Here is a 20580-nt window from a genome sequence, read left to right as displayed (position 1 = left end):
CGGCCCGGGCACACTCGTCGAGGGTGCATGCTTGGCAGCGTGTCACTTCACCGAGCGGGGTGAACAGTGCGCAGGGACGGGGGTCGAAGTGAAGGGGTTGACCGACGGGCCGGCGGGCAGCTGCCGCGACGGCAGGGCGGACGCGCAGGAGCCGGGAGCGGCAGGAGAAGCGGGAGCGGGAGAAGGAGCGGGAGGGGCGCAGACGACGATCACCCTGTCCGGTGAGGGCGCGTGCATCGCCGAAGCACGCCGCTGCGCCGCCGCCTTCTTCACTCGTGACGGCGCCGCCGGGCACCGCCCGACGGTGCCGGAACGGGTCGTGGGCCTGGTCCAGCTGGTGGTCAGCGAACTGGTCACCAACGCCTGCAAGTACGCCTACGGGCCCGTCGTGCTGCGGCTGCGCCTGGCCGGCGCAGCGGTCGAGGTGGAGGTGCGGGACAGCGCCCCGGTCTTTCCGACGGCACAGGCCCCGGATCCGCACCGGGTCGGCCGGCACGGACTCGAGATCGTCCGGGCGGTGGCGAGCGTTCTCGCCGTGCGGGGCGAGCGGGACGGCAAGACGGTCATCGCGCACATTCCGCTGGGCCCCGGATCGGCCACGGACACGCCGGCCACGCGCCCGGACACGACGACCGTGTGAGCGGGCGGCAGGACCGTTCCGACGGTGGCGCGGCCCGCCCCCCGGGCCGGCTCGCCGCCCGTCTCACCCGCCCGTCTCACCCGCCCGACGTCGTCTTCGCGACGGCGTCCTGCCATGCGGCCTTCGCCCCCGAGTCGCCTATGCGGTAGACGTCCACGACGGCTCCCACGCCCACGACGAGTGCCAGCACCGCGGCCGCGACGCGCACCGGTGCGGAGGTCCAGCGCGAGGTGCGCGACGGTCCGGACGCGGCGGCGCGGCGGGCCGACCACCAGACGACGACCGCCAGGACGAACAGGCCGGCGGCCCAGGGCAGCAGGCCGTCGCCGAGCTCGGCGTGCCGGCGCACCAGCGCGTTGCTGCCGACGTGCCGCTCCAGCCACTCCCCCGCCCCCGTGGTGAGGGGAACGCTCACGAGCGTGACCAGGGCGAGGGCCGGCAGGACGACGCCCATGCGCTGCGCCGCCGCGGGCCTGACCGCGCAGAGCACGAGTGCCAGCGCGGTCAGGGGGACGAACACCACGACGACATGCACGAGCAGGACGTGCGCGGGCAGGCCGTTGATCAGGCTCATGGACGGTTCCTCCGGCAGGTGGGGGACAAGGTTGCGCCGACAAGACGCGCCAGCCTCGCACAGCAACCTCTCAGTCTCTTCTGACTCGCTTTTCCGGTCTGACTCGCTTTTCCGGCTCCTTTCACGAGTCCGTAGGATGTGCGGCGCAGGCGCGCGTGCACGGTGAGGGAGGCTGTCGATGCTGGCTGCCGTCGCCGGCTCACCGGGCCGGCTCGCCGACGTGCTGGCCGTACGTGACGTGGCGGGGCCCGCGGCCTGCGGCGTGGGCGAGGTCGTGGTGCGCATGGTCGCGTCGACCGTCAACCCCTCCGACGAGGTCACCGTGTCGGGTGCCTACGGGTCGCGTACGTCGTTCCCCATGGTCCCGGGGTTCGAGGGGGTGGGCGTGATCGACGCCGTCGGGCCGGGGGTGCCGGCCGGGGCGGTGGGCCGGCGGGTGCTTCCGCTGGGGTCGGCGGGGGCCTGGCAGCAGTACAAGCGACTCGACCACTCCTGGTGCGTCCCCGTGCCGGACGATCTGCCCGACGAGGTCGCCTGCTTCGCTTACATCAACCCTTTGACGGCCGTGACGATGGTCGAGCGGTTCTGTCCGCCGGGAGTGCGGAACGTGGTGGTCACGGCGGCGACGTCGGCCATCGGCCGGCACCTGGCGGAACTTCTGGCCGACCGCGGTGTCGCACCCGTCGGGATCGTGCGGGGAACGCCGGGGCGGACGGTGGCCGACCCGTCCCGGTGGCGTGCTGTGATCCGGACGGACGAGCCCGGGTGGCGCCGGCGGCTGCGGACGCTGACCGGGCCGCGAGGCGTCGAGGTGGCCTTCGACTGCGTGGGCGGCGGCGTGGGCGCAGACGTGTTCGCGGTGACGGCCGCCGACGGCGTCTTCGTCCATTACGGCCTGCTGTCGGGAACGCCGCTCCCGGCGGAGTGCTTCACCGGGCGCGGTGCCCGCGTGGAGCTGTTCCGTCTGCGCGACACCGTCCAGCAGGACGGCGGTCGGCACCTGCCCGCGCTGTTCGCGCCGGTCTTCGAGAACCTGCACCGCGGGCGTCTGCGCACGGCCGTCACGCGACGCGTCCGGCTCAGCGAACTCCCCGGCCACCTCAAGAGCCCGGCGGCCGGGCAGGCGGGGAAGATCCTGATCGACCCGCAGGGGTAGGACCGCGGGGGCGAAGCGGCGCCCTCTTCACGCGGCTCCTGGCGCAGAGTGGTGGCAGGGCCCCTGCGCGGGGCCCGGTGCGCGCCCGGACCTGATCGCACCCGTTGCCCGCCCGTCCCGGCACGCGTTCAGCCGTGCGTCGGCGGACCATCCGGCTTCGGTGGACCATTCGGTTTCGGTGGACCATTCGGTTTCGGTGGACCATCCGGCTTCGGTGGACCATTCGGTTTCGGCGGACCATTCGGCTTCGGCGGACCACGCGTCCTCGACCGGACCACGGGGTCCGAGACGGCAGCCGGTGCCGGTGCCGGTGCCGGTACGGAGCAGCCCGCACCGGTCCGGTCCGGCACCGGCCAGCGAGGGGCACGTCGTCTGGGCGGCGCTCACCGCGGGGGACCCGCCCATGTGAACCGGCGCCCGCCACGCCGGGCGGTGTGGGCTTTCGCCTTTCGCCTGTCGCTTTCGCCTTTCGCCGCGACGACGCAGGCCGGCCCCGGGGGCCCGGGGCATGAGGTGTCGCCGAAGCCGTGGGGCGCCCGCAGCGGCCGGGGGACGCGGTTATATACTTTCCATATGCACATACCTGCCGGCGCCCCGAGCGACCTGCCGCCGGGGCAGCGCATCGAGATCGCCGCGCACGGCCTGCTGCACGACCTCGGCCGGCTGAACCGGGCCCTGTTCCGCGCCGGTGACTTCGGGCTGACCCGGAGCGAGGTGTCCGTGCTCGACGCGCTGGCCGCCGCGCCCCTGCGCGTCACCGAACTCGCCCGGCGCACCGGAATGGTGCAGCCCCGGGTCACCGTGCTGCTCCAGAAGCTGGAGGGCCGGGAACTGGTCACGCGCCACCGGTGCGCGACCGACCGGCGCGCGGTGGAGACCGCCCTCACCCCCGCCGGGCGGCGGTTGCTCGACGAGGGACGGCAGCGCATGGCCGAGGCCTTGCTGAGGGCACTGCGCACCACCCCCGTCGACGACTGCGAACGCGCCGTGTGCGCCGCCCGGCAGTCCGTCGCCACACTCGCCGAAGCCATGGAACCGGAGGCCACTTGACCAGCCCGAAGACCGCCCACCGGCCACTGGGTCACAGCACGGACGCGAGCCCCGCCAAGGGCCTGCGCGCCGATGTCGCCCCCCGACGGGTCACCGGCCCGCACCGATGGTGGGACCGCGTGCTGGTCGCCGATCCCGGACTGGGTCAGTTGCAGGCGGGCTGGCGGACGTTCGTCGCCATGGTCACCTCCCTCGCGGTCGGCTACGGCATGGCCCACGCCCTCGCCATCCCCACGATGATCGGCATGATGGTCGCCGGGATGATGGGCCTGATGAGCGCCTTCGCGGTGGCGGGCAACAGCCGGCTCCAACTGGCCAGGCCCATCCTGTGGATGCCGTTCCCCTACACGGCGGTGCTCTGGCTCGCCGCCGCCCTGCACGACGACCGCGCCCTGGAGATCGGTCTCGACGCCGCCGCGCTCGCGCTCACGTTCCTGCTGGCCAGGTTCGGCCCGCTGGCCCTGCTGACCGGCATGATGATGTTCAACGGCCTCATGGTCGGCATCATCGCGAAGATCCCCATGTCCATGATGGGGCAGGCGTTCCTCGTCGCCCTGGTGTCCGCCGCGGCGGTGCTGGCCACCAGGCTGCTGCTGTGCCACCCCATGCCCCGCGAGGACCTGCTGCGCACCCAGCGCGCCTTCGTCGTCGAGGCCCGCCGGCTGGCCGACACCACGGTCGAGGCGCTGGACCCCGACGCCGACCTGGCCCGGGTCGAGCGCCGGATGAACCGCTCCCTGCGCCGCCTGAACATCGTGACGATCACCATCGACGGCCGTCTCGCCCAGCCCGAGGCGGCCACCGATCCCGTCGTGGCCGAGTTGCTGCACCGCCATCTGTTCGACGCCGAACTGGCCCTGCGGGGCATCGGGCAGGCGGTGCGGGCGCTGGCCGACCAGTCGCCGCCCGAACCGCTGCGCCAGGCGCTGGCGGTGGGGCTGCTGCTGGCCCGTGACACCCCGCCGGCCCGGGCCGGGGGGCTGCGGCCGGCGGTGCGGACGATCCGTGAGCAGGCCGACGTGATCCTGCGGGACCCGCGGGCCGATCCGCGGGACGCCGAGTCCGCCGCCCTCGCCCGCCGGGTCGCCGAACTCCTCGACTCCCTCGCAAACTCCCTGGTCAGCTGGCTGGCCCTCGGCGAGCGGACACCCGACACCCCCGCCGCGGTGCCCTTCCAGCCCGCCGTCGCGCTGGAGAACAACCGGATCCCCGGCTCCGCCGCCCCGATGCGGCGCGTGCTCACCGCCCGGACCCAGAGCGGCTGGCAGCGCGCCGTCCCCTTCGTCCGGGCCCCGCTGCACGCGGGGGTCGCCGCCGCGATCGTCTGCCCGATCGCCGACGCCATCGATCCCCAGCGTTTCTACTGGGGCCTGGTCGGCGTGATGATCACCCTGTTCGGCACGAACACCACCCACGAACGGCTGCGCAAGTTCGGTCACCGCATGATCGGCACCGTCGCGGGCGCGGTGATCGGCGTACTCCTGCTCCACGCGACCGGCCACCACCACATCTACTGGACGCTCCTGGTCATCGTCGCCGGCCTCTCCTTCGGCTCCTGGGGTCTGCAACGGGCCTACGCCCTGTGGGTCGCCGGGCTGGTCGCCGCGCTGGTGCAGCTCTACGGGCTGACCACGCCGGACAGCGGCATGGACCGCCTGCTCGGGGAACGCCTGCTGGACAACGGCCTGGGCGTCCTGATCGCCACGGCGTGTGCCGCGCTGATCTTCCCCCTGTCCACCCGGTCGGTGGTCCGCGAGGCCGAGCACGGGTACGTCCAGGCGGTCCAGAGCCTGCTCACCCAGGTCTCGGCGCGCTGGGAGGAGCCGGACAGCCCGGTACGGCTGCGTGGCGCGGCACGTGTCGTCGACGCCGCGCTGTTCCAGGTCGCGGAGGTGTCCCGGCCCCTGGTGCGCATGCCGCTCGGGGTGCGCGGGCGGGCGCCGCACCACCGTATGGCCCTGCTGAACACGGCCGCCGCTCACGCCCGGGCGCTGGCCGCGGCGGCGGACGTCGACATCGACCTCTCGTCCCCACTGGCCGAGCGTGCCCGGCTCATCACGCACACCCTCACCGATTCGCTGAGGGCGCTCGACCACCACCTCGCCAACGGCACCGCCCAAGGCGTATGGCGCCGTGTCGGCCCGCTCGTGCGGGAACTCCAGGCGGAGCTGCGGCCCACCGCCCCCGGCCCTCGCGCGCGGCGGCTGCAGACCGCCCTGCACGAGCTGGACGCCCTGGACGCGGCGCTCGCGGCCTTCGCCGAACAGTGCGGCCTGCCCCTGGAATCCGGTGGCGCGCGGGAAGGCGGGCGGCCCGCCGCCCCGGTGCGGCAGGCGCGCGCCTCGGCGGCGGACCGGCCCCGGCCGCACGCACCGCGCACCACGACCGCTCCGGCCGCGCCCAGCACGGCCGGTGCCGCCGGCCGCGGTGCGGCCCGGCCGGACACGGCCTCCGAGGTGCCCGTGACCGGCTCGGTCCGCTGCGCCGCGCATCCCGATGGCTGCTTTGCGCAGATCACCGTCGTGAACGCACGCGGGCAGCGGGTCGCCCACACGTACACCGACGCGGGCCGCTACCGGCTCGGCCTGCGGCCGGGTCACCACATCGTCGTCGTCTCGGCGCCCGAGCACTCCCCGCACGCCGAACCCGTCACGGTGGGTGCCTCGCAGGCGGCCGTACGACTCGACATCCGCCTGTAGGCGGCCGGGCCGTACGGGGAGCGAGGGTGCGCCGGTCGCGGCCGGCGCACCCGTGGGGCACGGTGCTCAGTCGCGCCGTACGGAGGCGCTGTTCGCGGAGCCGTCGAACACGAACTGGGAGCCGGGCTCCTTGACCACGTCGCCCTGGGCCGAGCCGGTGATCGTCACGTCCGTCAGTGTGGCGCTGCCGCGCGCCCCGCCCATCGCGAGGATCCCGGAGCCGTTGTCGGACCTGTCTATGGTGACGTGCTGGATCTGGACGCCGGGTGTGGCGCCGCCGCCCGTCTTGAACTGGATTCCGTCGTAGGTGGAGTCGTGGATGTCCGTGTCGCGGATCGTGACACCGGGGATGTCCTGTCCCTGGGCGAACAGGGTGATCGCGCCGAACTCCTGCGCCTCGCCCCAGAACGCGCCGCCCGTGCGGTACAGGCCGTTGCCCGCGATGAGCGTGTGGCCGGAGAAGGGCAGGGGGTCGTGGTCGGTGGCCAGCATGATCCCCGGGTAGTTCATGGTGTCGGAGACCAGGTTGTCCTCGATCGTGTTGCCGTAGCCGCCGTAGACCGCGATGCCGTTGGCCCGCCAGGGCAGTTGGACGGTGTTGTTGCGGAAGTGGTTGTCGTGGCCGATGTCGACCGAGGTGTCCTTCACGTACTTGCTGGCCCACACGGCGAGCGCGTCGTCGCCGGTGTTGCGGAAGGACGAGTCGTAGACGGACGAGTTGCGGGTGCCGTTGGCGAAGTTGACCCCGTCGGCGTAGGTGTCGCGAATCCGTACGCCGGTGAACTGGACGCCGTCGCCGGGTCCCCACAGTTCGGGGATGTTCGAGTAGTCGCGGCCGACCCAGGCACCGACGTTGGAGTGCTCGATCCACACGTTGGTGATCTTGGTGTTCCTGCCGAAGCGGCCGTTGAGGGCGACGCCGCCCTCCGCGCCTTGGTCACCGCCGCGGATGGTGCCGGAGCCGAAGACGGCGATGTCGGAGATCTTGGTGTTGTCGTCGATGTCGAAGCCGAAGTTGCCCTCGTGCGGGTGGTTGATGCCGCCCGCGTCCTGCGGCTGGATCAGCGAGTACAGCTGGGAGTGCCACATGCCGGCGCCGCGGATGGTGACGTCCCGGATGCCCACCTGGTTGTACGGACCCCGGTTCAGCGGGTCGTCGGTGAGGATCTTCTTCTCCTGGCGCCACTGGCCCGCGGGGATCCACACGCACGGGATCTGCCCCGTCTGGTCCGCCGTGACGGCGCGCTGGATGGCGTCCGCGTCGTCGATGCCGTCGTTGGGCACGGCTCCGTACTCGGTGATGGAGACGCACTCGGCGGGCTTGGCGGAGGGCGGGGCGACCTGCTCCAGGTCGACGAGGTCGATGACGTAGAAGGCCGCGTCGTCGCCGGCATCGCGCTGGAGCCGGAACTTCGTTCCCGCCGGGTAGGTGTCGGTGAGCAGGGCGTGGGACTCGTCGAACAGCCGCCGGGCGTCGCCGCCGGGCCGGTTGGTCAGCCCCTCCGGGTCGTCGGTCGTGCCGTAGAGCCAGCTGTGCTTGGAGGAGAGGGAGAGTTTGCGCACGAACGTGCCGTTCGCGTAGAGGCTGATCGTGGCCTCCTGCCCGCCGCCGCCCGCCGCGTCCGGGATGGAGTTGCGGACGACGATCGAGTTGGAGGGTGTGGTGGAGGTGAACTCCACGTACTGGCCGGTGGAGTCGAGCCGGACCGAGGAGCGTCCGGAGGACTCGGTGGCGAAGTCGGTGTGCCCGAAGGTGCGTTTGGCGTCCGTCCTCAGCAGGGTGCCGGTGTAGCGGCCGTCCTCAGCCTCGTACTCGGCGTACGGTACGGCGGCGCCGCGTCCGACGACGATGGAGCGGGCGAAGGTGTTGTTGCCCTCGTCGGTCTCGGTGACGAGGCCGGTCGCGTCGGCGGTCGCGGTGAGTGTCGCTCCGCCGCTGGTGGCGGTCCACTCGCCGTTGACGGCGACGGTGGCCGTGTCACCGGCGGGGACGGTGTCCGTCGTGCCGTTCAGCGTGGCGGCGCCGACGGTGAGCCGGGTGACCGTCCCGGCGGGCACCTGAGTCGTGCCCCGGTTGTGCACGGCGACGGTGAAGGTGACCTTGGCGCCGACGGCCGGGCTGGTGGGGTCGGTGGTGATCCCGGTGACCTCCAGGTCGGGTCCGGGGGCCTGGGCGACGACCAGCTGGGAGGCGGCGTTGCGGCTGTTGTTGGTGTTGTCGAGTTCGGCGATCGTGTCGGTCGGGTCGACGACGGCGGAGACGGTGTAGCGGCCCATCGGCCGCTTGCCGGCCTGGACCGGCACCTGCGCCGACGCGCCGGGCGCGAGCGCGCCGACCGCGCCGCTGCCGACGACCGCGCCCTCGATGCTGACGTCGACCGTGGTCGGGGGCGCGGCGGCCGTTCCGGTGTTGCGGACCGTCGCCTCCACGGTGACCGGGTCCGTCTCGGACGGGGACCGGGGCGACCAGGTGAGTTCGGTGACGGTCAGGTCGGGGGCGGGCGCCGCCGCGCCGATGACCTCGAACTCGGCGGCCTGGGCGCCGCCGGCCCCGGTATTGCCGAAGAACTGCAGGCGTACATCCGCGGCGCGGCCCGTGACCGGGATGGTCACCGTGTTCTTGTTCTGCGACGGGCTGAAGGTGTGGTCGGCCCGGTCCTTCAGCGAGGTGAACCCGGACTCCCCGGCCGCCCGTCCGAGCACCTGGATGCTCTGGGTGCGGGCGCTCCAGGCGGGGTCGGGGTTCAGCTTGACGACGACGCCGGTCAGATCGGCGTCGGCGCCGAGCTTCACGGTCAGCGTGGAGGTCTGGCCGCTCGCCTCCCAGTAGGTGGCGGTACTGCCGTCGTCGGCGTTGCCCGCGAGGTAGTTCTGGGTGGCCGAGGACGCCTCGATCGGCTTGCGCAGGGCGAGGTTGGTGCCCGCGGGCGGGTTCCCGGGGTCCTCCCCGCCGGCCTCGCCGCGCACCTCCACCTCGGACAGCTGGGCGGCGTTCCAGCCCGTGTTGCCGGTCACCCGCACGCGTACGTAGCGCGCCTCGGCCGGGACCGCGAGCGCCACGGTGTTGCCGGACGAGGGCGAGAAGTCCTCGGGCGCCTGCGGAACCACGGTGTCGAAGGCCTGGCCGTCGGTGCCGGTCTGGACACTCACCGTCTCGGTGCGCGACTCCCACGAGGCGGGCAGCTTCAGGACCACCTCGTGGATGGCCGCCGTGCTGCCGAGGTCGATCTGCACCCATTGCGGGAACGAGCCCGCGGGGCCTTCCCAGTACGACGCCTGGCTGCCGTCGGTGACGCCGGCCGCCGGGTAGGAGCCGTGTGCTCCGCTCGCCGTCACCGGCCTGCCCAGCGCCAGGTTCGCCGCCTCGGCGGCATGGGCTGCTTCCGCGCCATGGGCTGCCTCGGCGGCCCGGGCCGTCGCGGGCATCAGCCCGAGCGCGAGCAGACCCGCCGTCAACAGCCCGGCGGACAGCCGCCGGCCGTGGTGTCCGTGTCTCCGTCTCATCAAGCCCTCTCGTTCCCGTCCCCGGACGCCCGCGGGCGGGACCAGTGGGTCCGGTGTCCGGTGGACGACGCAGGTGTGCGGCGGGCCCGGACGACGCCGTGATGGCGTCGAGCCAGCCGTCGTACAGAACTTGAGTGAATTCGTCTGTCTTTTGCAGCGCCGTGTCAGATTTCTACTAGGCATCGGCTTTGTCAACGGCTCGGTACGGCACCGTGCTTGATCGACCGCTCCGTGAGACGGCGTGGGCCGTCTCGCCGACGGGCCGGGTGCCGCCCCGGCGGGGGGCCGGGTGCCGCCCCGGCGAGGGGCCGGGCGCCGTCCCGGCGAGGGGCCGGGCGCCGTCCCGGCGAGGGGCCGAGGGTGTGCGCGTAGTACTCTGCCTGAAGTGGTTCGGCCGTAGTACTGCACCCGGAGTGATGGCAATGGCGAGACGGAACGACCAGCGGCGCGCGGCCCTCGTCGACGCGGCGATCGAGGTGCTGGCCCGGGAAGGCGCACGCGGACTGACGTTCCGGGCCGTGGACGGCGAGGCCGCCGTTCCCGTGGGCACGGCGTCCAATTACTTCAGCAACCGTGACGACCTGTTCACCCAGGTCGGCGCCAGGGTCTACGAACGGCTCCAGCCCGACGAGACCACGCTCTCGCGCCAGCGGACGGCCGGGCGCGACCGGGAGACCTACACGCAACTGATGCGCGAACTCGTCGACCGCATCGCCTCCTTCCGCACCGGTTACCTCGCGCTGCTGGAACTGCGCCTCGAGGCCACCCGCCGCCCCGCACTGCGCAAGGTCCTCACGGAGCGGGTCCGCGCCGACGTCGACGCCAACGTCGCCCACCACGATGCCTCCGGCCTCCCCGGCGACGCCACGGCCGTCAAGTTGCTGATCCTCACGCTGAATTGGCTGATCGTCGAGGAACTCACCCTGCCGGACGTCTTCACGCGGACGGAGCGTGAGCAACTGGTGAGGGCCGCGGTGGACCGCATCGTGGGAGCGCAGTAGCCGACCCGTGAGAGCCGGCAGACCGGGCGGGAGGGGGCGCCCTTGTCCGGAGTCGTGCAGGATGATCGGGTGAACGCCGCCATGGAACCGCCTGCCCTGCACCCGCTTCGGGGAGTCACCCGCTGTGCCGTCGCGGCACTCGCCCTGGCGGGCGGGGCCTGGATCGCCAGAGGGGTCTGGCAGATACGACTCGCGAAGGCCGGACAGCCGCTCTCCGGACCGCCGGACCAAGGCGAAGGCCGGCACCGCCCGCTGACCGCGCTGGAGGACTCCTACCACTTCGTCAGTGCCTGCGGTGACGTCCTCACGGTGCTCTGCGCCCTCACCTTCCTGGTCTGGTTGCTGCGGGCCCGCGACAACGCGCGCGCACTGTCCGGACGGCAGCCACGCCACGCCTTGCCCTGGGTCTACCTCGGCTGGGTGGTGCCCGTGGCCAACCTCTGGGTCCCCCGGGGGATCGTCGCGGACATCCACCGCGCCAGTGCCCCGGAGGCCCGCCTGCCGCGCACCGTCGACGTGTGGTGGGGGCTGTGGCTGGTGGGCGCCGCCAGCGGGGCGGGCCTGATGTACACCGGCACGACGGACGCCGTCGTCGCCCGCGCCTACTCGAACGTCGGCCCGTTGCTCGCGGCCGACGCCGCTGTCGCCGGCGCGGCCGTGGCCTGCGCCCTGATGGTCCGCGCCCTCACCGGCGCGCAGGAGAGCAGGACCGGGTCCCCGCGGAGCGGCAACGCCATCGGGAGCACCGCCGGGGGGTGAGGCTTGCCCGCAGTTACTCACATGATGCGGGCCACAGCGTCGCCCCGTAACTCGCCCCCCGGCGGCCCCGGCTTCTGATGCGGTACGGCGCGATCCGGCCGACGCCGTACGACCCCGCTGCCGCGCCGTCACTCGGCGGGATCACCGCGGCCTCCGGGACCGCCGACGCCGCCAGCGACACCGACTGTGCGTACAGCACCTGCATCACCGGATGGAGCTACTTCGACGGCCTCAACACAGTCGAGACGACCATCTGCAACTACCAGTCGGCGCCCAACGACTTCGTGCTCCCGGTGAAGGACGACGAAAGCAACAAGGTGTTCGACTCCTACACCACGCCCTACATCGACCCCGGCCACTGCCTCCCCCAGAACCGGGTCACCTACAGGCCCTACGCGACCGGCCCGGTACAGTTCTTCGCCCGCTCCGGCAGCCGCTGGTCCTACGGCACCGACCCGGTGCAGGCAGGCTGAGCCCGGCGGCGCCGACCCGGAGCGGCCTCAACGCCGGCGTTCGAGTTCGGCCAGGAGTTCACGTATGCGGTGGGCTCCCGGCAGGCCGAGTTCCTCGCTCAGGGCGAGGGCGTTCCGGCAGGTGTCGCGGGCCGGCGGCACGTGCCCGGCGGCTCGGTGGGTCTCGGCGAGGCCGATGAGTGTCTCCGCTTCGCTGGAACGGTCGCCCAGGGCCCGGAAGTGGCTGAGGGCCTGTTCGTAGCAGGTGGCCGACTCCCGGTAGCGGCCCAGCCGTCGATGGATGAAGCCGAGGCTGTCCCAGGTGTAGGCCTCGCCGGTGCGATTGCCGACCTTCCGGAACAGGTCCAGCGCCTGTTCGCAGTCGGCCAGGGCACCGTGGTGGTCGCCGAGTTGAGCCCGGTACCAGCCGATCGCGTTGAGGGCGCTGGCTTCTCCGGGCAGGTAGTCGGCGGCCCGGTAGTAGGCGAGGGTGCGCTCCGCGTGGTGCAGGGCCTGCCGGTGCCGGCCGGTGCGCTGGCAGACCCAGGCCATGGTGCGGTGGGTGTGGGCCAGACCCGGATTGTCGCCCAGGGCGGCGTACTGGTCCAGGGCCTGCGTCAAGTGCCTTCGGGCGTCGTCGTGGTCGCCGGTCCGGGCGAGTGCGAAGCCGAGTCCGTGGTGGCTGTGTGCCTGCCCGTCCCGGTCACCGCTGTCCCGGGCGGACTCCAGGGCGACACGTTGGGTGGAGACCCACGTCCGCCAGTGTCCCGCGCGTTGCAGGAACGTGGTCATGGCCCAGGCGAGCTGCCAGGCAAGGGTGCCGTGTCCGCTGCGGGCTGCGTGCCGGACGGCGTCGGGCAGGACGGCCGACTGCGCGGCGAACCAGTCCAGTGCCTGGTCGTGTCCGGCCAGGGCCTCCGCCTCGGAGCACGGCCGGCCGAGGGCGAGGGGGTCCCGGTGCGGGTCCAGCAGACGGTCGGCTGCGCAGGCGGTGTGGACGTAGTGGGTGAGCACGCGGTGGAGGGCGGCGTCGCGTTCGCCGGCCGGGTCCTCGGCCCGGGTCCGGTCAGCGGCATAGGCGCGGAGCAGGTCGTGGAACTGGTACCGGCCCGGTGTGTGGTGGTGCAGCAGGTGGGCCGTGGTGAGCTCGGCGAGGAGCGCCCGGGTGCGCTCTCGCGGAAGACCGACGAGCGCGGCCGCGGCCGGTACGGCGATGTCGGGTCCGGCGTGGAGGCCCAGGAGCCGGAACAGGCGTGCGGCGGGCGCGGACAGCGCTTGGTAGGACCAGGAGAACACCGTGGAGAGGTCGGTGTGGCGGCTGTCCCCGGTGGACAGGGCCGTGATGCGGTTCCGTTCGTCGTGGAGTTCCTCGGCGAGCATGCTCAGCGGCAGGTGTGTCGTGGAAGCCGCGCGGGCGGCGGCGATGCTCAGTGCCAGAGGCAGGTGGGCACACCTGTCGATGATCGAGGCGACGGCTTCGCTCTCGGCCGCGACGCGCCGGCGGCCGAGGATGTCGGCGAGCAGCTCGCGGGCCTCCTCGCCGCCCAGCAGACCGAGTGTGAGGTGCCGGGTGTGTCCGCCGACGAGCAGGCCGGGCAGCTGCCGCCGGCTCGTCACGATGACCAGGCAGGTCCCGCTCCCGGGCAGCAAGGGCCTGACCTGGTCGCTGTCGTGGGCGTCGTCCAGGATGACCAGCAGCCGCTTGCCCGCGACCAGGGTGCGGAACAGTCCTGCCTGGGCGTCCGCGGTCGTCGGGATGCTCTCCGCCGGGACGCCGAGGCTTTCCAGGAATCCCCGCATGGCCTCGGGCGGAGCCATCGGCGCGCCGCCGGGATCGAAGCCGCGGAGGTTCACGTAGAGCTGCCCGTCGGGGAACCGTTCGCACACCTGTCGGGCCCAGCACAGCGCGAGGGTGGTCTTGCCGATGCCCGCGCTCCCGGCGATCGACACAAGGGCCGTGGTCGCGGTGCTCGGACCGATGGTGTCCAGGTGCCGGGTCAAAGCCGCCAGCTCCCGGCTGCGGCCCGCCAAGCGGCTTACTGAGGCGGGCAGTTGGGTCGGCACGGGTGGGAGTGCGTGCGGCGGCTTACCGGTTGTGCCGGTCGGCGGGGCCGGGCCGTCGCGCGGGGTGAGCCGCGGGTCCGCGGTGAGGATGCGCTGGTGGAGTTGTTGCAGAGAGGCGCTCGGGTCGAGACCCGATTCGTCGGCCAGCCGCAACCGTGTGGAGCGGTAGTGCGCGAGTGCTTCGGCCGGGCGCCGGCAGCGGTAGAGGGCCAGCATCAGCTGGCCCGCCAGGCGCTCGTCCAGCGGGTGGGTGTCCGCCCGTGCCTGCAAGGCCGGCAGGAGTTCATGGTGCCGGCCCCGGCGCAGTGCCACGTCGTTGCTGTCCAGCTCCGCGGCGAGCCTTTCCTGGGCCAGCGTGACGCGGAGGGCGTCCAGCCAGGGAGTGTCCAGCGTCCCGAAAGCATCACCGCGCCACAACCCGAGGGCGCCTTCGAACAGCGCGGCGGCCTGCTCGTCGTCGTCCGCCGCGCGTGCCTGACGGGCCAGGTCCCGGAATCGGTGCAGATCCACGTTCAAGGGGTCCGTGATCAAGGCGTAGCCGCCGTGCCGGCGCACGATGCACGCGTCGGATTCGGCGTCGGAGCCGGAGCCGGAGCCGGAGCCGGATTCGGATTCGGATTCGGTGAGGAGGCGGCGGAGTCGGGACATGTAGCCGTAGAGGGTGTCGCGGGCACGCTGCGGCGGGTGCTCGCCCCACACCTGGCCGATGAGCCGGGCGACCTGGACCGGGCGATCGACCTGCACGAGCAGCGCCACCAGCACGCAGCGCTGGCGGGCGTGGCCGAGGTCGACGGGCCTGCTCCCGGTGAACGCCTCGACGCCGCCCAGTAACCGGAAGTCCACCTCGTGCCCCCTCCCACGCCCTGACGGCCTCAGACTGGCACGGCGCTCGCCGGGCGACCAGACGATTTCAGATCGATTGCAGGTTCACCCAAGATCCCGTTCCCACACTGGTGCTCGCAGCGGCGGCCCGTGTGCTCCTCGCGAGCCGTGGACCGCCGCTCTCGGAAGTGGTCCGGTGCACGGCGCAGGCCGTGCCGTGAAGGAAGGACGTTCCATGCGAGCACTGTCCCGTCTCACGCGTGCTCCCCAGCGCGCCGCCCTGCTGCTGACCACCGCGGCTCTCGCCGCCGGCCTCACCGGGACGGCCGCGGTCACCACCGCGGCGGCGGCGACTTCGCCGCGCACCGCCGCGGGGACATGCACCTTCAGCAACCCGATCACGGCGAAGACCGCCACCGTCGGGAAGATCAGGATCGAGCTGCGGTACAGCACGTCGACGCGCTGTGCCTGGGGCCGCATCACGAACGCCCACCCGGACGACCTCGTCTGGACGGAGCGCTCGTACACCAAGGACCACAAGTCGTGGGAGGTCCTGGACAAGACGGAGGTCAAGTCCGGCACCGACACCCACACCGCCTCACGCTACGACGGCGGGGTCTGGATGCGAGCCTGCGCGTGGGACGGGAGCCACACCCAGGCGACCAACTGCACCGGCTGGTACTGAGCCTGACGTCCGGCATAAGCCGTTCGCGCGGAGACCGGCACGCCCGTTTCCCCGTACCTCCCCCGGCCGGCCGGTCGGCTCCGGAGGAGGCACCACGTTCCACGACAGACGGACCCGTACGTCATCCCGGCGTACGCTCCCACGAGCGAGAGGAGTGCCGAAGTGAAGCTTCGAGCACGTGTTTCAGCAGGTACGGTGACCGCCCTGGTGGCAGGTATCGGCGTGTTCGCCGCCCCCGCCGCCACCGCGTCCGCCGCGTCCACCGCGCCGGTCACGCCCGCCGCGTTCGCGGCGCAGGCCCACCGGGCCGGACTCACCGACGCCCAGGGCGCGGAACTCCAGCGGCAGGTGGCCGCCACCGTCGCCGAGTCCGGAGGCCGGCAGGTGGCGGCGAACGTCGTCGACCTGGGCGACGGCTCCTCGGTGCGGCTCGTCGTGCCCGGCGAGCGGTACGTACGCGACCTCGCCACCACGCACGCCCCGCTGACCAGTGCGATCGCGGCACAGTACGTCTGCCCGTACGGGGACTTCTGCGCCTACACGGGAGTCGGCTACACCGGCAAGGAGCAGCGGATGGGGCCGTGCGGGAACCATCCCCTCCAGGGTTCGGGCTGGGGGGGTTCCGGTTCCTGGTACAACAACCAGACCAAATCCTGGATGCAGGCCGTCATGTTCGGCAAGCACGGGGAGTTCGTGTTCCAGGACAAGGGACCGGGCGACCACGACACGCACGGCAACTGGGCCCCCGTCTGGTCGGTCACCAACTGCTGACACCGGGCGCGCGGAGCCGACGGCGTACGTCCGAGCGGGCCGTCACGGAGCGTCAGGGACCCGTGGCGGCCCGCTCGGCCGCGCCGCGCAGCACGCGGAACTCGTTGCCGTCGGGATCGGCGAGACACCTGGCTGAGGTACAGCGCCGGCCCCTCCGCCGGCAGCACCCGCGCCTCCGGAACGCCTGGTTCGTCCCCCGGATGCGGTGGGCTGCCGGTCACCCTGCTCCAGAACCGGGCCGGCCCGCAGGCGTCCGCACAGTCGATCGCCACGTTCCGCACTACCGGGACCATGAGCGCGAGCCTTCCTGAATTCCCCACCCGGCGCCACCGACCTGCCGTAGGCGTCCCTCACGGGGACAACGGCCGCCGCTGCTCGACCGTGGACTCCCGCACCTCCAGCCGGTGCGGCGCGACGTGCACCTCGAAGGGCAGGGGCTCCTGCGAGCGGATGCGGGCCGCGAGGCACCGCACGGCCAGGGAGGCGATGGCGGCCTTGTCGGGGACCACGGTCGTGAGGGACGGCGTGCTGTACAGCCCCTCCTGCGAGCCGTCGATGCCCGCCAGCGCTATGTCACCGGGGATGCTCAGGCCCGCTTCGTGCACGGCCCGCTGGGCGCCGATGGCCAGCAGGTCGCTGAAGCAGAAGACGGCGTCGGGGCGCAGCCCGGCGGGCAGTTCGAGCAGGGACCGCATCGCCAGGAGGCCATTGCCGCGGTCGAACTCCGCGACGGGCGGGGCGAGTCGGGGGTCGAAGGGCAGCCCGGCCGCGTGCAGGGCCAGTTGGAAGCCCTCCAGGCGCTGGCGGCTGGTGGCCGAACCCTTGCGGTCCGCGCCGATGGCGGCGAGGCGGGTGCGGCCCAGGCCGGCCAGGTGCGCGGTGGCGTCACGGGCCGCGGCGACGTTGTCGATGAGGACGTGGTCGGACACGACGTGGTCCCGTTCGTAGCTGCGCTCGCCGAGCAGGACCAGGGGGAACGCGTCGGCGACCGGCGCCAGTTCGGTGGTGGTGACGTGCAGCGGCGAGAGGATCACGCCGTCCAGCAGTGAGGCGCCGACGCCCGTGGCCAGGCGCAGTTCCTCCGCCGGGTCCTTGAGGGTCTCCTCGATGAGGACGGTCAGGCCCAGTGCGGTGGCTTGCGTACGGATGTGATGGGCGAGTTCCGCGAAGTAGGGGATGGTCAGCTCCGGTACGGCGAGCGCGATCAGGCCGCTGCGCCCCGTACGCAGCCGGCGTGCCGACGGATTGGGCCGGTAGCCGAGTTCGCGCACCGCGCGCATCACCCGCTCCCGCGTCGCCGGGGAGACCTTGGGGGCGTCGCGTACAACGTTGGACACGGTCTTGATCGACACCCCCGCGCGCTCCGCCACGTCCTTGAGCGTCACCGCTGCCACCGTCCGTACCCCTTTGCTCATCTTGCCTACAGCTCATGGGGTGTCGGCACTCCCGGCCGCCACCATGGGCTCCGCAGACGTTACCTGACGAGGGGTTGACCCTGCGGACGCCCCGCTGTTACAACGTTGGAACCGATAGCAAGCGCTTGCCGATCCGTCGCTTCCTTCATCGGATGGACCGCTGACCGTCTCACGAGAGGGACCGCATGTCTGCGCATCGTTCGCCCATCCCCCTGCGCACCGCAGTGGTCGGCACCGGAGGGATCGCGCGCTCCGGTCATCTGCCCGCTCTGCGGACGACGGCCGCCCAGAACGAGACGGAGGTGGTCGCGGCGGTCGACGCCGACGCCGACGCGGTGCGTGCCTTCGCCGACGACTTCGCGATCCCCTACCGGTCGACGGACCTCGACGCCATGCTGGCGGACGTACGCCCCGACCTCGTGGTGCTGTGCACGCCGCCCGCCGTGCACCGGGAGCAGGCCGTGACCGCGCTGCGGGCCGGTGCCTGGGTGTGGTGCGAGAAGCCGCCGTGCCCCTCGCTGGCCGACTACGACGCGATCGAGGCCGCGGAGAAGGGCGGTGACACGGACCCGTACGCCTCGATCGTCTTCCAGCACCGCTTCGGCTCGGGCGCGCGCCATGTGCGGCGCCTGCTGCGCGCGGGCGCGTTCGGCCGGCCGCTGGTAGCGCACTGCCAGACCACCTGGTACCGCGACGCCGCCTACTACGCCGTTCCCTGGCGGGGCCGCTGGGCGACCGAGGGCGGCGGTCCCGCCATGGGCCACGGCATCCACCAGACGGACCTGCTGCTGGACCTGATGGGCCCGTGGACCGAGGTGCGCGCCATGGCGGCCCGTCTCGTGCACGACGTGGAGACCGAGGACGTCTCCACCGCACAGGTCCGGTTCGCCGGCGGTGCCCTGGCCACGGTGGTCAACAGTGTGCTGAGTCCCGACGAGGTCAGCCGCATCCGCATCGACTGCGAGCGCGCGAGCATCGAGTTGGCCCACCTGTACGGCTACCGCAACGCCGACTGGCGCATCACCCCCGCTCCCGGCGTCCCCGAGGAGACCGTGGCCGCCTGGCGCGACTTCGGCGCCGACGTGCCCAGTTCGCATTTGGCCCAACTGCGCGCGCTCGTCGCCGACATCCGGGCCGGCCGGCGCCATCCCACCAGCGGCAGCGGCGGCCGGCAGACACTCGAGTTCATCACCGCCCTGTACAAGTCCGCGTTCACCGACGCGACCGTCCGCGCGGGCGACATCGTCCCCGGCGACCCCTACTACACACAGTTGCACGGCGGTGCCCCCGGCTGGGCGTCCACCGCTTCTCGCGAGGAGAAGACACCCGCATGACGCTCAACCTGACCCACACCCACGGCGACCGCATCACCGTGACCCACCGGGCCACCGGCACCGAGCTGTTCACGTACGTGTACCGCCCCGAAGCACCGTGGGAAGCGCCCAAGCCCTACCTGCACCCGATCCGCACCCTCTCCGGCGCCGTCGTCACCGACTACCGCCCCAACGACCACAGGTGGCACAAGGGACTGCAGCTGACCGCCTCCCACCTGTCGGGCCAGAACCTGTGGGGAGGCAACACTTATGTCCACGGCGAGGGGTATCTCGCCCTCCCCGAGAGGGTCGGCTCGATGGCGCACACCGCCTTCGAGGAGATCTCCGCCACGGGCGACAGCGCCGTCATCGCCGAACGCCTGACCTGGCACCCGTACGACGGGGAGCTGTGGGCCGAGGAGGAGCGGCGCGTCGAGGCGTCCGCCGTCGACGCCGAGGCGGGAAGCTGGTCGCTGACCTGGACGTCGGCCGTCACCAACCGGCGTGCCGAGCCGCTGCGCTTCGGCAGCCCCACGACGCACGGCCGGCCGGCGGCCGGCTACACGGGCCTGTTCTGGCGCGGACCGCGGGCCTTCCGCGACGGGCGGACCTTCACCGCCGAGGCCGACGGCGGCGACCTGATGGGCGCCCAGGCCGACTGGCTGGCCTATGTCGGCGAGCACGACGGCCGCGACGGCCACGCCACCGTGATCTTCGAACACGCGCCGGGCAACGACCACACGGGCGCGAAGGGGACGCATCCCGCGCACTGGTTCGTGCGCAGTGACCCGTTCGCCGCGGTCGCCCCCTCCTGGGCCTTCCACGACGAACTCGTCCTCCCCCCGGGCGACACCCTCGCCCGCAGCTACCGGGTGACCGTCGCCGACGGCGCCTGGGACCGCGACCGGGTCACCGCACACCTGCGGGGACACGCGTGGTGAGCTTGGCGTACGACGGTTTCCCGGCGGCCGTCGGTGTGTCCAGGCTCCGGGTGTACGACTGGCCCACCGTCGACGGCCGCCCTGGAGGCGGCACCCCGCACCTGCACCTGACCTGCGGCGAGGGGTACGTGGTGACGGCGGGCCGGGGAACGGTCCAGACGCTGACCACCTCCGGCTACCGGGAGACGCCCCTGGAGCCGGGCACCGTCGCCTGGTTCACCCCCGGCACGATCCACCGCCTGACCAACGACGGCGGCCTGGAGATCACCGTCGTGATGCAGAACAGCGGCCTGCCGGAGGCGGGGGACGCGGTGCTGACCCTCCCCCAGGACCTCCTCGCCGACGCCGGGACGTACACCGACGCGGTGCGTGCCCCCGCCGACGTACCCGAGAAGCGGCAGGAGCAAGTCGTCCGCGCACGAAGGGACTTGGCGACCCGCCGGTTCCTGGAGCTGCGCACGGCCACGGAGGCCGGGGACCCCGGGCCGCTCGCGGCCTTCCAGCGGGCCGCCGCCGCGCTGGTGCGGCCCCGCCTGGCGGAATGGCGGGAGCGCTGGCAGGGCGGCGCGCACGCCGCCGCGGCGGCCACCGCCGCCCAGCTCGACGCGCTGCGCGCGGGAGACGCGAGCCATCTGACCCGGGGCGCGGTCGCCGCGACCGGGCCCGCGGCCCGCGGTCGCTTCGGCATGTGCGGCCGGCTCGACGTCTACCCCAGCATCTGACGGCACACCCAG

The 20580-nt window shown here is 72.8% G+C and carries 16 protein-coding genes and 1 pseudogene; 12 read left to right on the top strand and 5 right to left on the bottom strand.

All coding sequences use genetic code 11. The features are described 5' to 3' along the window. Positions 1-88 precede the first annotated feature (88 nt). Positions 89-640, top strand: coding sequence for an ATP-binding protein (locus tag AB0G56_RS17070; protein ID WP_360969834.1), 552 nt, complete (start codon positions 89-91; stop codon positions 638-640). Between the two features lie 76 nt (positions 641-716). On the opposite strand, the gene AB0G56_RS17065 is transcribed toward AB0G56_RS17070, so the two are convergent. Further along, positions 717-1214, bottom strand: a complete 498-nt coding sequence (locus AB0G56_RS17065) for a DUF2231 domain-containing protein (protein WP_360969832.1) — start codon at positions 1212-1214, stop codon at positions 717-719. A 178-nt stretch (positions 1215-1392) separates the two neighbouring features. Between AB0G56_RS17065 and AB0G56_RS17060 the strand changes: the two genes are divergently transcribed. The 3 genes from AB0G56_RS17060 to AB0G56_RS17050 all read left to right on the top strand — a co-directional run bounded on the left by AB0G56_RS17060 (position 1393) and on the right by AB0G56_RS17050 (position 6119). Further along, positions 1393-2370 carry a zinc-dependent alcohol dehydrogenase family protein gene (locus AB0G56_RS17060; RefSeq protein WP_360969831.1) on the top strand — a complete coding sequence of 326 codons (978 nt, stop codon included), beginning with the start codon at positions 1393-1395 and terminating at the stop codon, positions 2368-2370. Between the two features lie 573 nt (positions 2371-2943). Then, the gene (locus AB0G56_RS17055) at positions 2944-3420 is read left to right on the top strand and encodes a MarR family transcriptional regulator (RefSeq protein ID WP_360969829.1); all 477 of its coding nucleotides are present in this window, start codon (positions 2944-2946) and stop codon (positions 3418-3420) included. Continuing rightward, a complete protein-coding gene (locus tag AB0G56_RS17050) occupies positions 3417-6119 on the top strand; it encodes an FUSC family protein (RefSeq protein ID WP_360969828.1) in 2703 nt (900 codons plus the stop codon). Before AB0G56_RS17055 ends, AB0G56_RS17050 begins: the two co-directional genes overlap by 4 nt. A 66-nt stretch (positions 6120-6185) precedes the next feature. Here the strand turns inward: AB0G56_RS17050 and AB0G56_RS17045 are convergent, their stop codons facing one another. After that, entirely contained in the window at positions 6186-9623 is a 3438-nt protein-coding gene (locus AB0G56_RS17045) for a CARDB domain-containing protein (protein ID WP_360969826.1), read from the bottom strand. Between the two features lie 422 nt (positions 9624-10045). On the opposite strand from AB0G56_RS17045, the gene AB0G56_RS17040 reads away from it, so the two are divergent. From AB0G56_RS17040 to AB0G56_RS17030, 3 genes are all read left to right on the top strand, one after another. Then, positions 10046-10624 carry a TetR family transcriptional regulator gene (locus tag AB0G56_RS17040; protein ID WP_360969824.1) on the top strand — a complete coding sequence of 193 codons (579 nt, stop codon included), beginning with the start codon at positions 10046-10048 and terminating at the stop codon, positions 10622-10624. An 81-nt stretch (positions 10625-10705) separates the two neighbouring features. Continuing rightward, on the top strand, positions 10706-11383 hold the full coding sequence (locus tag AB0G56_RS17035) for a DUF4328 domain-containing protein (protein ID WP_360970081.1): 678 nt from the start codon (positions 10706-10708) through the stop codon (positions 11381-11383). A gap of 77 nt (positions 11384-11460) precedes the next feature. Next, positions 11461-11856, top strand: coding sequence for a hypothetical protein (locus tag AB0G56_RS17030; protein WP_360969822.1), 396 nt, complete (start codon positions 11461-11463; stop codon positions 11854-11856). Between the two features lie 27 nt (positions 11857-11883). Here AB0G56_RS17030 and AB0G56_RS17025 read toward each other — a convergent pair whose 3' ends face one another. Continuing rightward, a complete protein-coding gene (locus tag AB0G56_RS17025; RefSeq protein WP_360969820.1) occupies positions 11884-14742 on the bottom strand; it encodes a BTAD domain-containing putative transcriptional regulator in 2859 nt (952 codons plus the stop codon). A gap of 214 nt (positions 14743-14956) precedes the next feature. Between AB0G56_RS17025 and AB0G56_RS17020 the strand changes: the two genes are divergently transcribed. After that, positions 14957-15406: a DUF2690 domain-containing protein gene (locus AB0G56_RS17020; RefSeq protein ID WP_360969819.1), complete on the top strand. Its 450-nt coding sequence runs from the start codon at positions 14957-14959 to the stop codon at positions 15404-15406. 207 nt (positions 15407-15613) lie between these two features. Next, entirely contained in the window at positions 15614-16177 is a 564-nt protein-coding gene (locus AB0G56_RS17015; RefSeq protein WP_360969817.1) for a peptidase inhibitor family I36 protein, read from the top strand. 52 nt (positions 16178-16229) lie between these two features. Here AB0G56_RS17015 and AB0G56_RS17010 read toward each other — a convergent pair. Together AB0G56_RS17010 and AB0G56_RS17005 are read right to left on the bottom strand one after the other, a co-directional pair. Beyond that, a pseudogene (locus tag AB0G56_RS17010) lies at positions 16230-16470 on the bottom strand (VOC family protein). Positions 16471-16527: 57 nt separating this feature from the next. Beyond that, complete coding sequence (locus AB0G56_RS17005) at positions 16528-17571, bottom strand: LacI family DNA-binding transcriptional regulator (protein WP_360969815.1); 1044 nt, start codon at positions 17569-17571, stop codon at positions 16528-16530. A 206-nt stretch (positions 17572-17777) separates the two neighbouring features. On the opposite strand from AB0G56_RS17005, the gene AB0G56_RS17000 reads away from it, so the two are divergent. Genes AB0G56_RS17000 through AB0G56_RS16990 form a run of 3 tightly spaced genes read left to right on the top strand, consistent with a single transcriptional unit; the run spans position 17778 to position 20568 of the window. After that, entirely contained in the window at positions 17778-18926 is a 1149-nt protein-coding gene (locus AB0G56_RS17000; protein ID WP_360969813.1) for a Gfo/Idh/MocA family oxidoreductase, read from the top strand. Beyond that, positions 18923-19846: a PmoA family protein gene (locus AB0G56_RS16995; protein WP_360969811.1), complete on the top strand. Its 924-nt coding sequence runs from the start codon at positions 18923-18925 to the stop codon at positions 19844-19846. The genes AB0G56_RS17000 and AB0G56_RS16995 overlap by 4 nt, the downstream gene beginning before the upstream one ends. Further along, a complete protein-coding gene (locus AB0G56_RS16990) occupies positions 19840-20568 on the top strand; it encodes a cupin domain-containing protein (protein ID WP_360969809.1) in 729 nt (242 codons plus the stop codon). Before AB0G56_RS16995 ends, AB0G56_RS16990 begins: the two co-directional genes overlap by 7 nt. Positions 20569-20580 lie beyond the last annotated feature (12 nt).

The sequence above is a fragment of the Streptomyces sp. NPDC021356 genome, assembly GCF_040641015.1.
Lineage (GTDB): Bacteria > Actinomycetota > Actinomycetes > Streptomycetales > Streptomycetaceae > Streptomyces.
This window is presented reverse-complemented; position numbering and strand designations above follow the sequence as displayed.

Excerpts from the sequence above, each read along its gene's own strand:
- AB0G56_RS17065 (WP_360969832.1), bottom strand. The coding sequence starts at position 1,214 with ATGAGCCTGATCAACGGCCTGCCCGCGCACGTCCTGCTCGTGCATGTC.
- AB0G56_RS17060 (WP_360969831.1), top strand. The coding sequence starts at position 1,393 with ATGCTGGCTGCCGTCGCCGGCTCACCGGGCCGGCTCGCCGACGTGCTG.
- AB0G56_RS17055 (WP_360969829.1), top strand. The coding sequence starts at position 2,944 with ATGCACATACCTGCCGGCGCCCCGAGCGACCTGCCGCCGGGGCAGCGC.
- AB0G56_RS17045 (WP_360969826.1), bottom strand. The coding sequence starts at position 9,623 with ATGAGACGGAGACACGGACACCACGGCCGGCGGCTGTCCGCCGGGCTG.
- AB0G56_RS17040 (WP_360969824.1), top strand. The coding sequence starts at position 10,046 with ATGGCGAGACGGAACGACCAGCGGCGCGCGGCCCTCGTCGACGCGGCG.
- AB0G56_RS17035 (WP_360970081.1), top strand. The coding sequence starts at position 10,706 with ATGGAACCGCCTGCCCTGCACCCGCTTCGGGGAGTCACCCGCTGTGCC.
- AB0G56_RS17030 (WP_360969822.1), top strand. The coding sequence starts at position 11,461 with ATGCGGTACGGCGCGATCCGGCCGACGCCGTACGACCCCGCTGCCGCG.
- AB0G56_RS17020 (WP_360969819.1), top strand. The coding sequence starts at position 14,957 with ATGCGAGCACTGTCCCGTCTCACGCGTGCTCCCCAGCGCGCCGCCCTG.
- AB0G56_RS17000 (WP_360969813.1), top strand. The coding sequence starts at position 17,778 with ATGTCTGCGCATCGTTCGCCCATCCCCCTGCGCACCGCAGTGGTCGGC.
- AB0G56_RS16995 (WP_360969811.1), top strand. The coding sequence starts at position 18,923 with ATGACGCTCAACCTGACCCACACCCACGGCGACCGCATCACCGTGACC.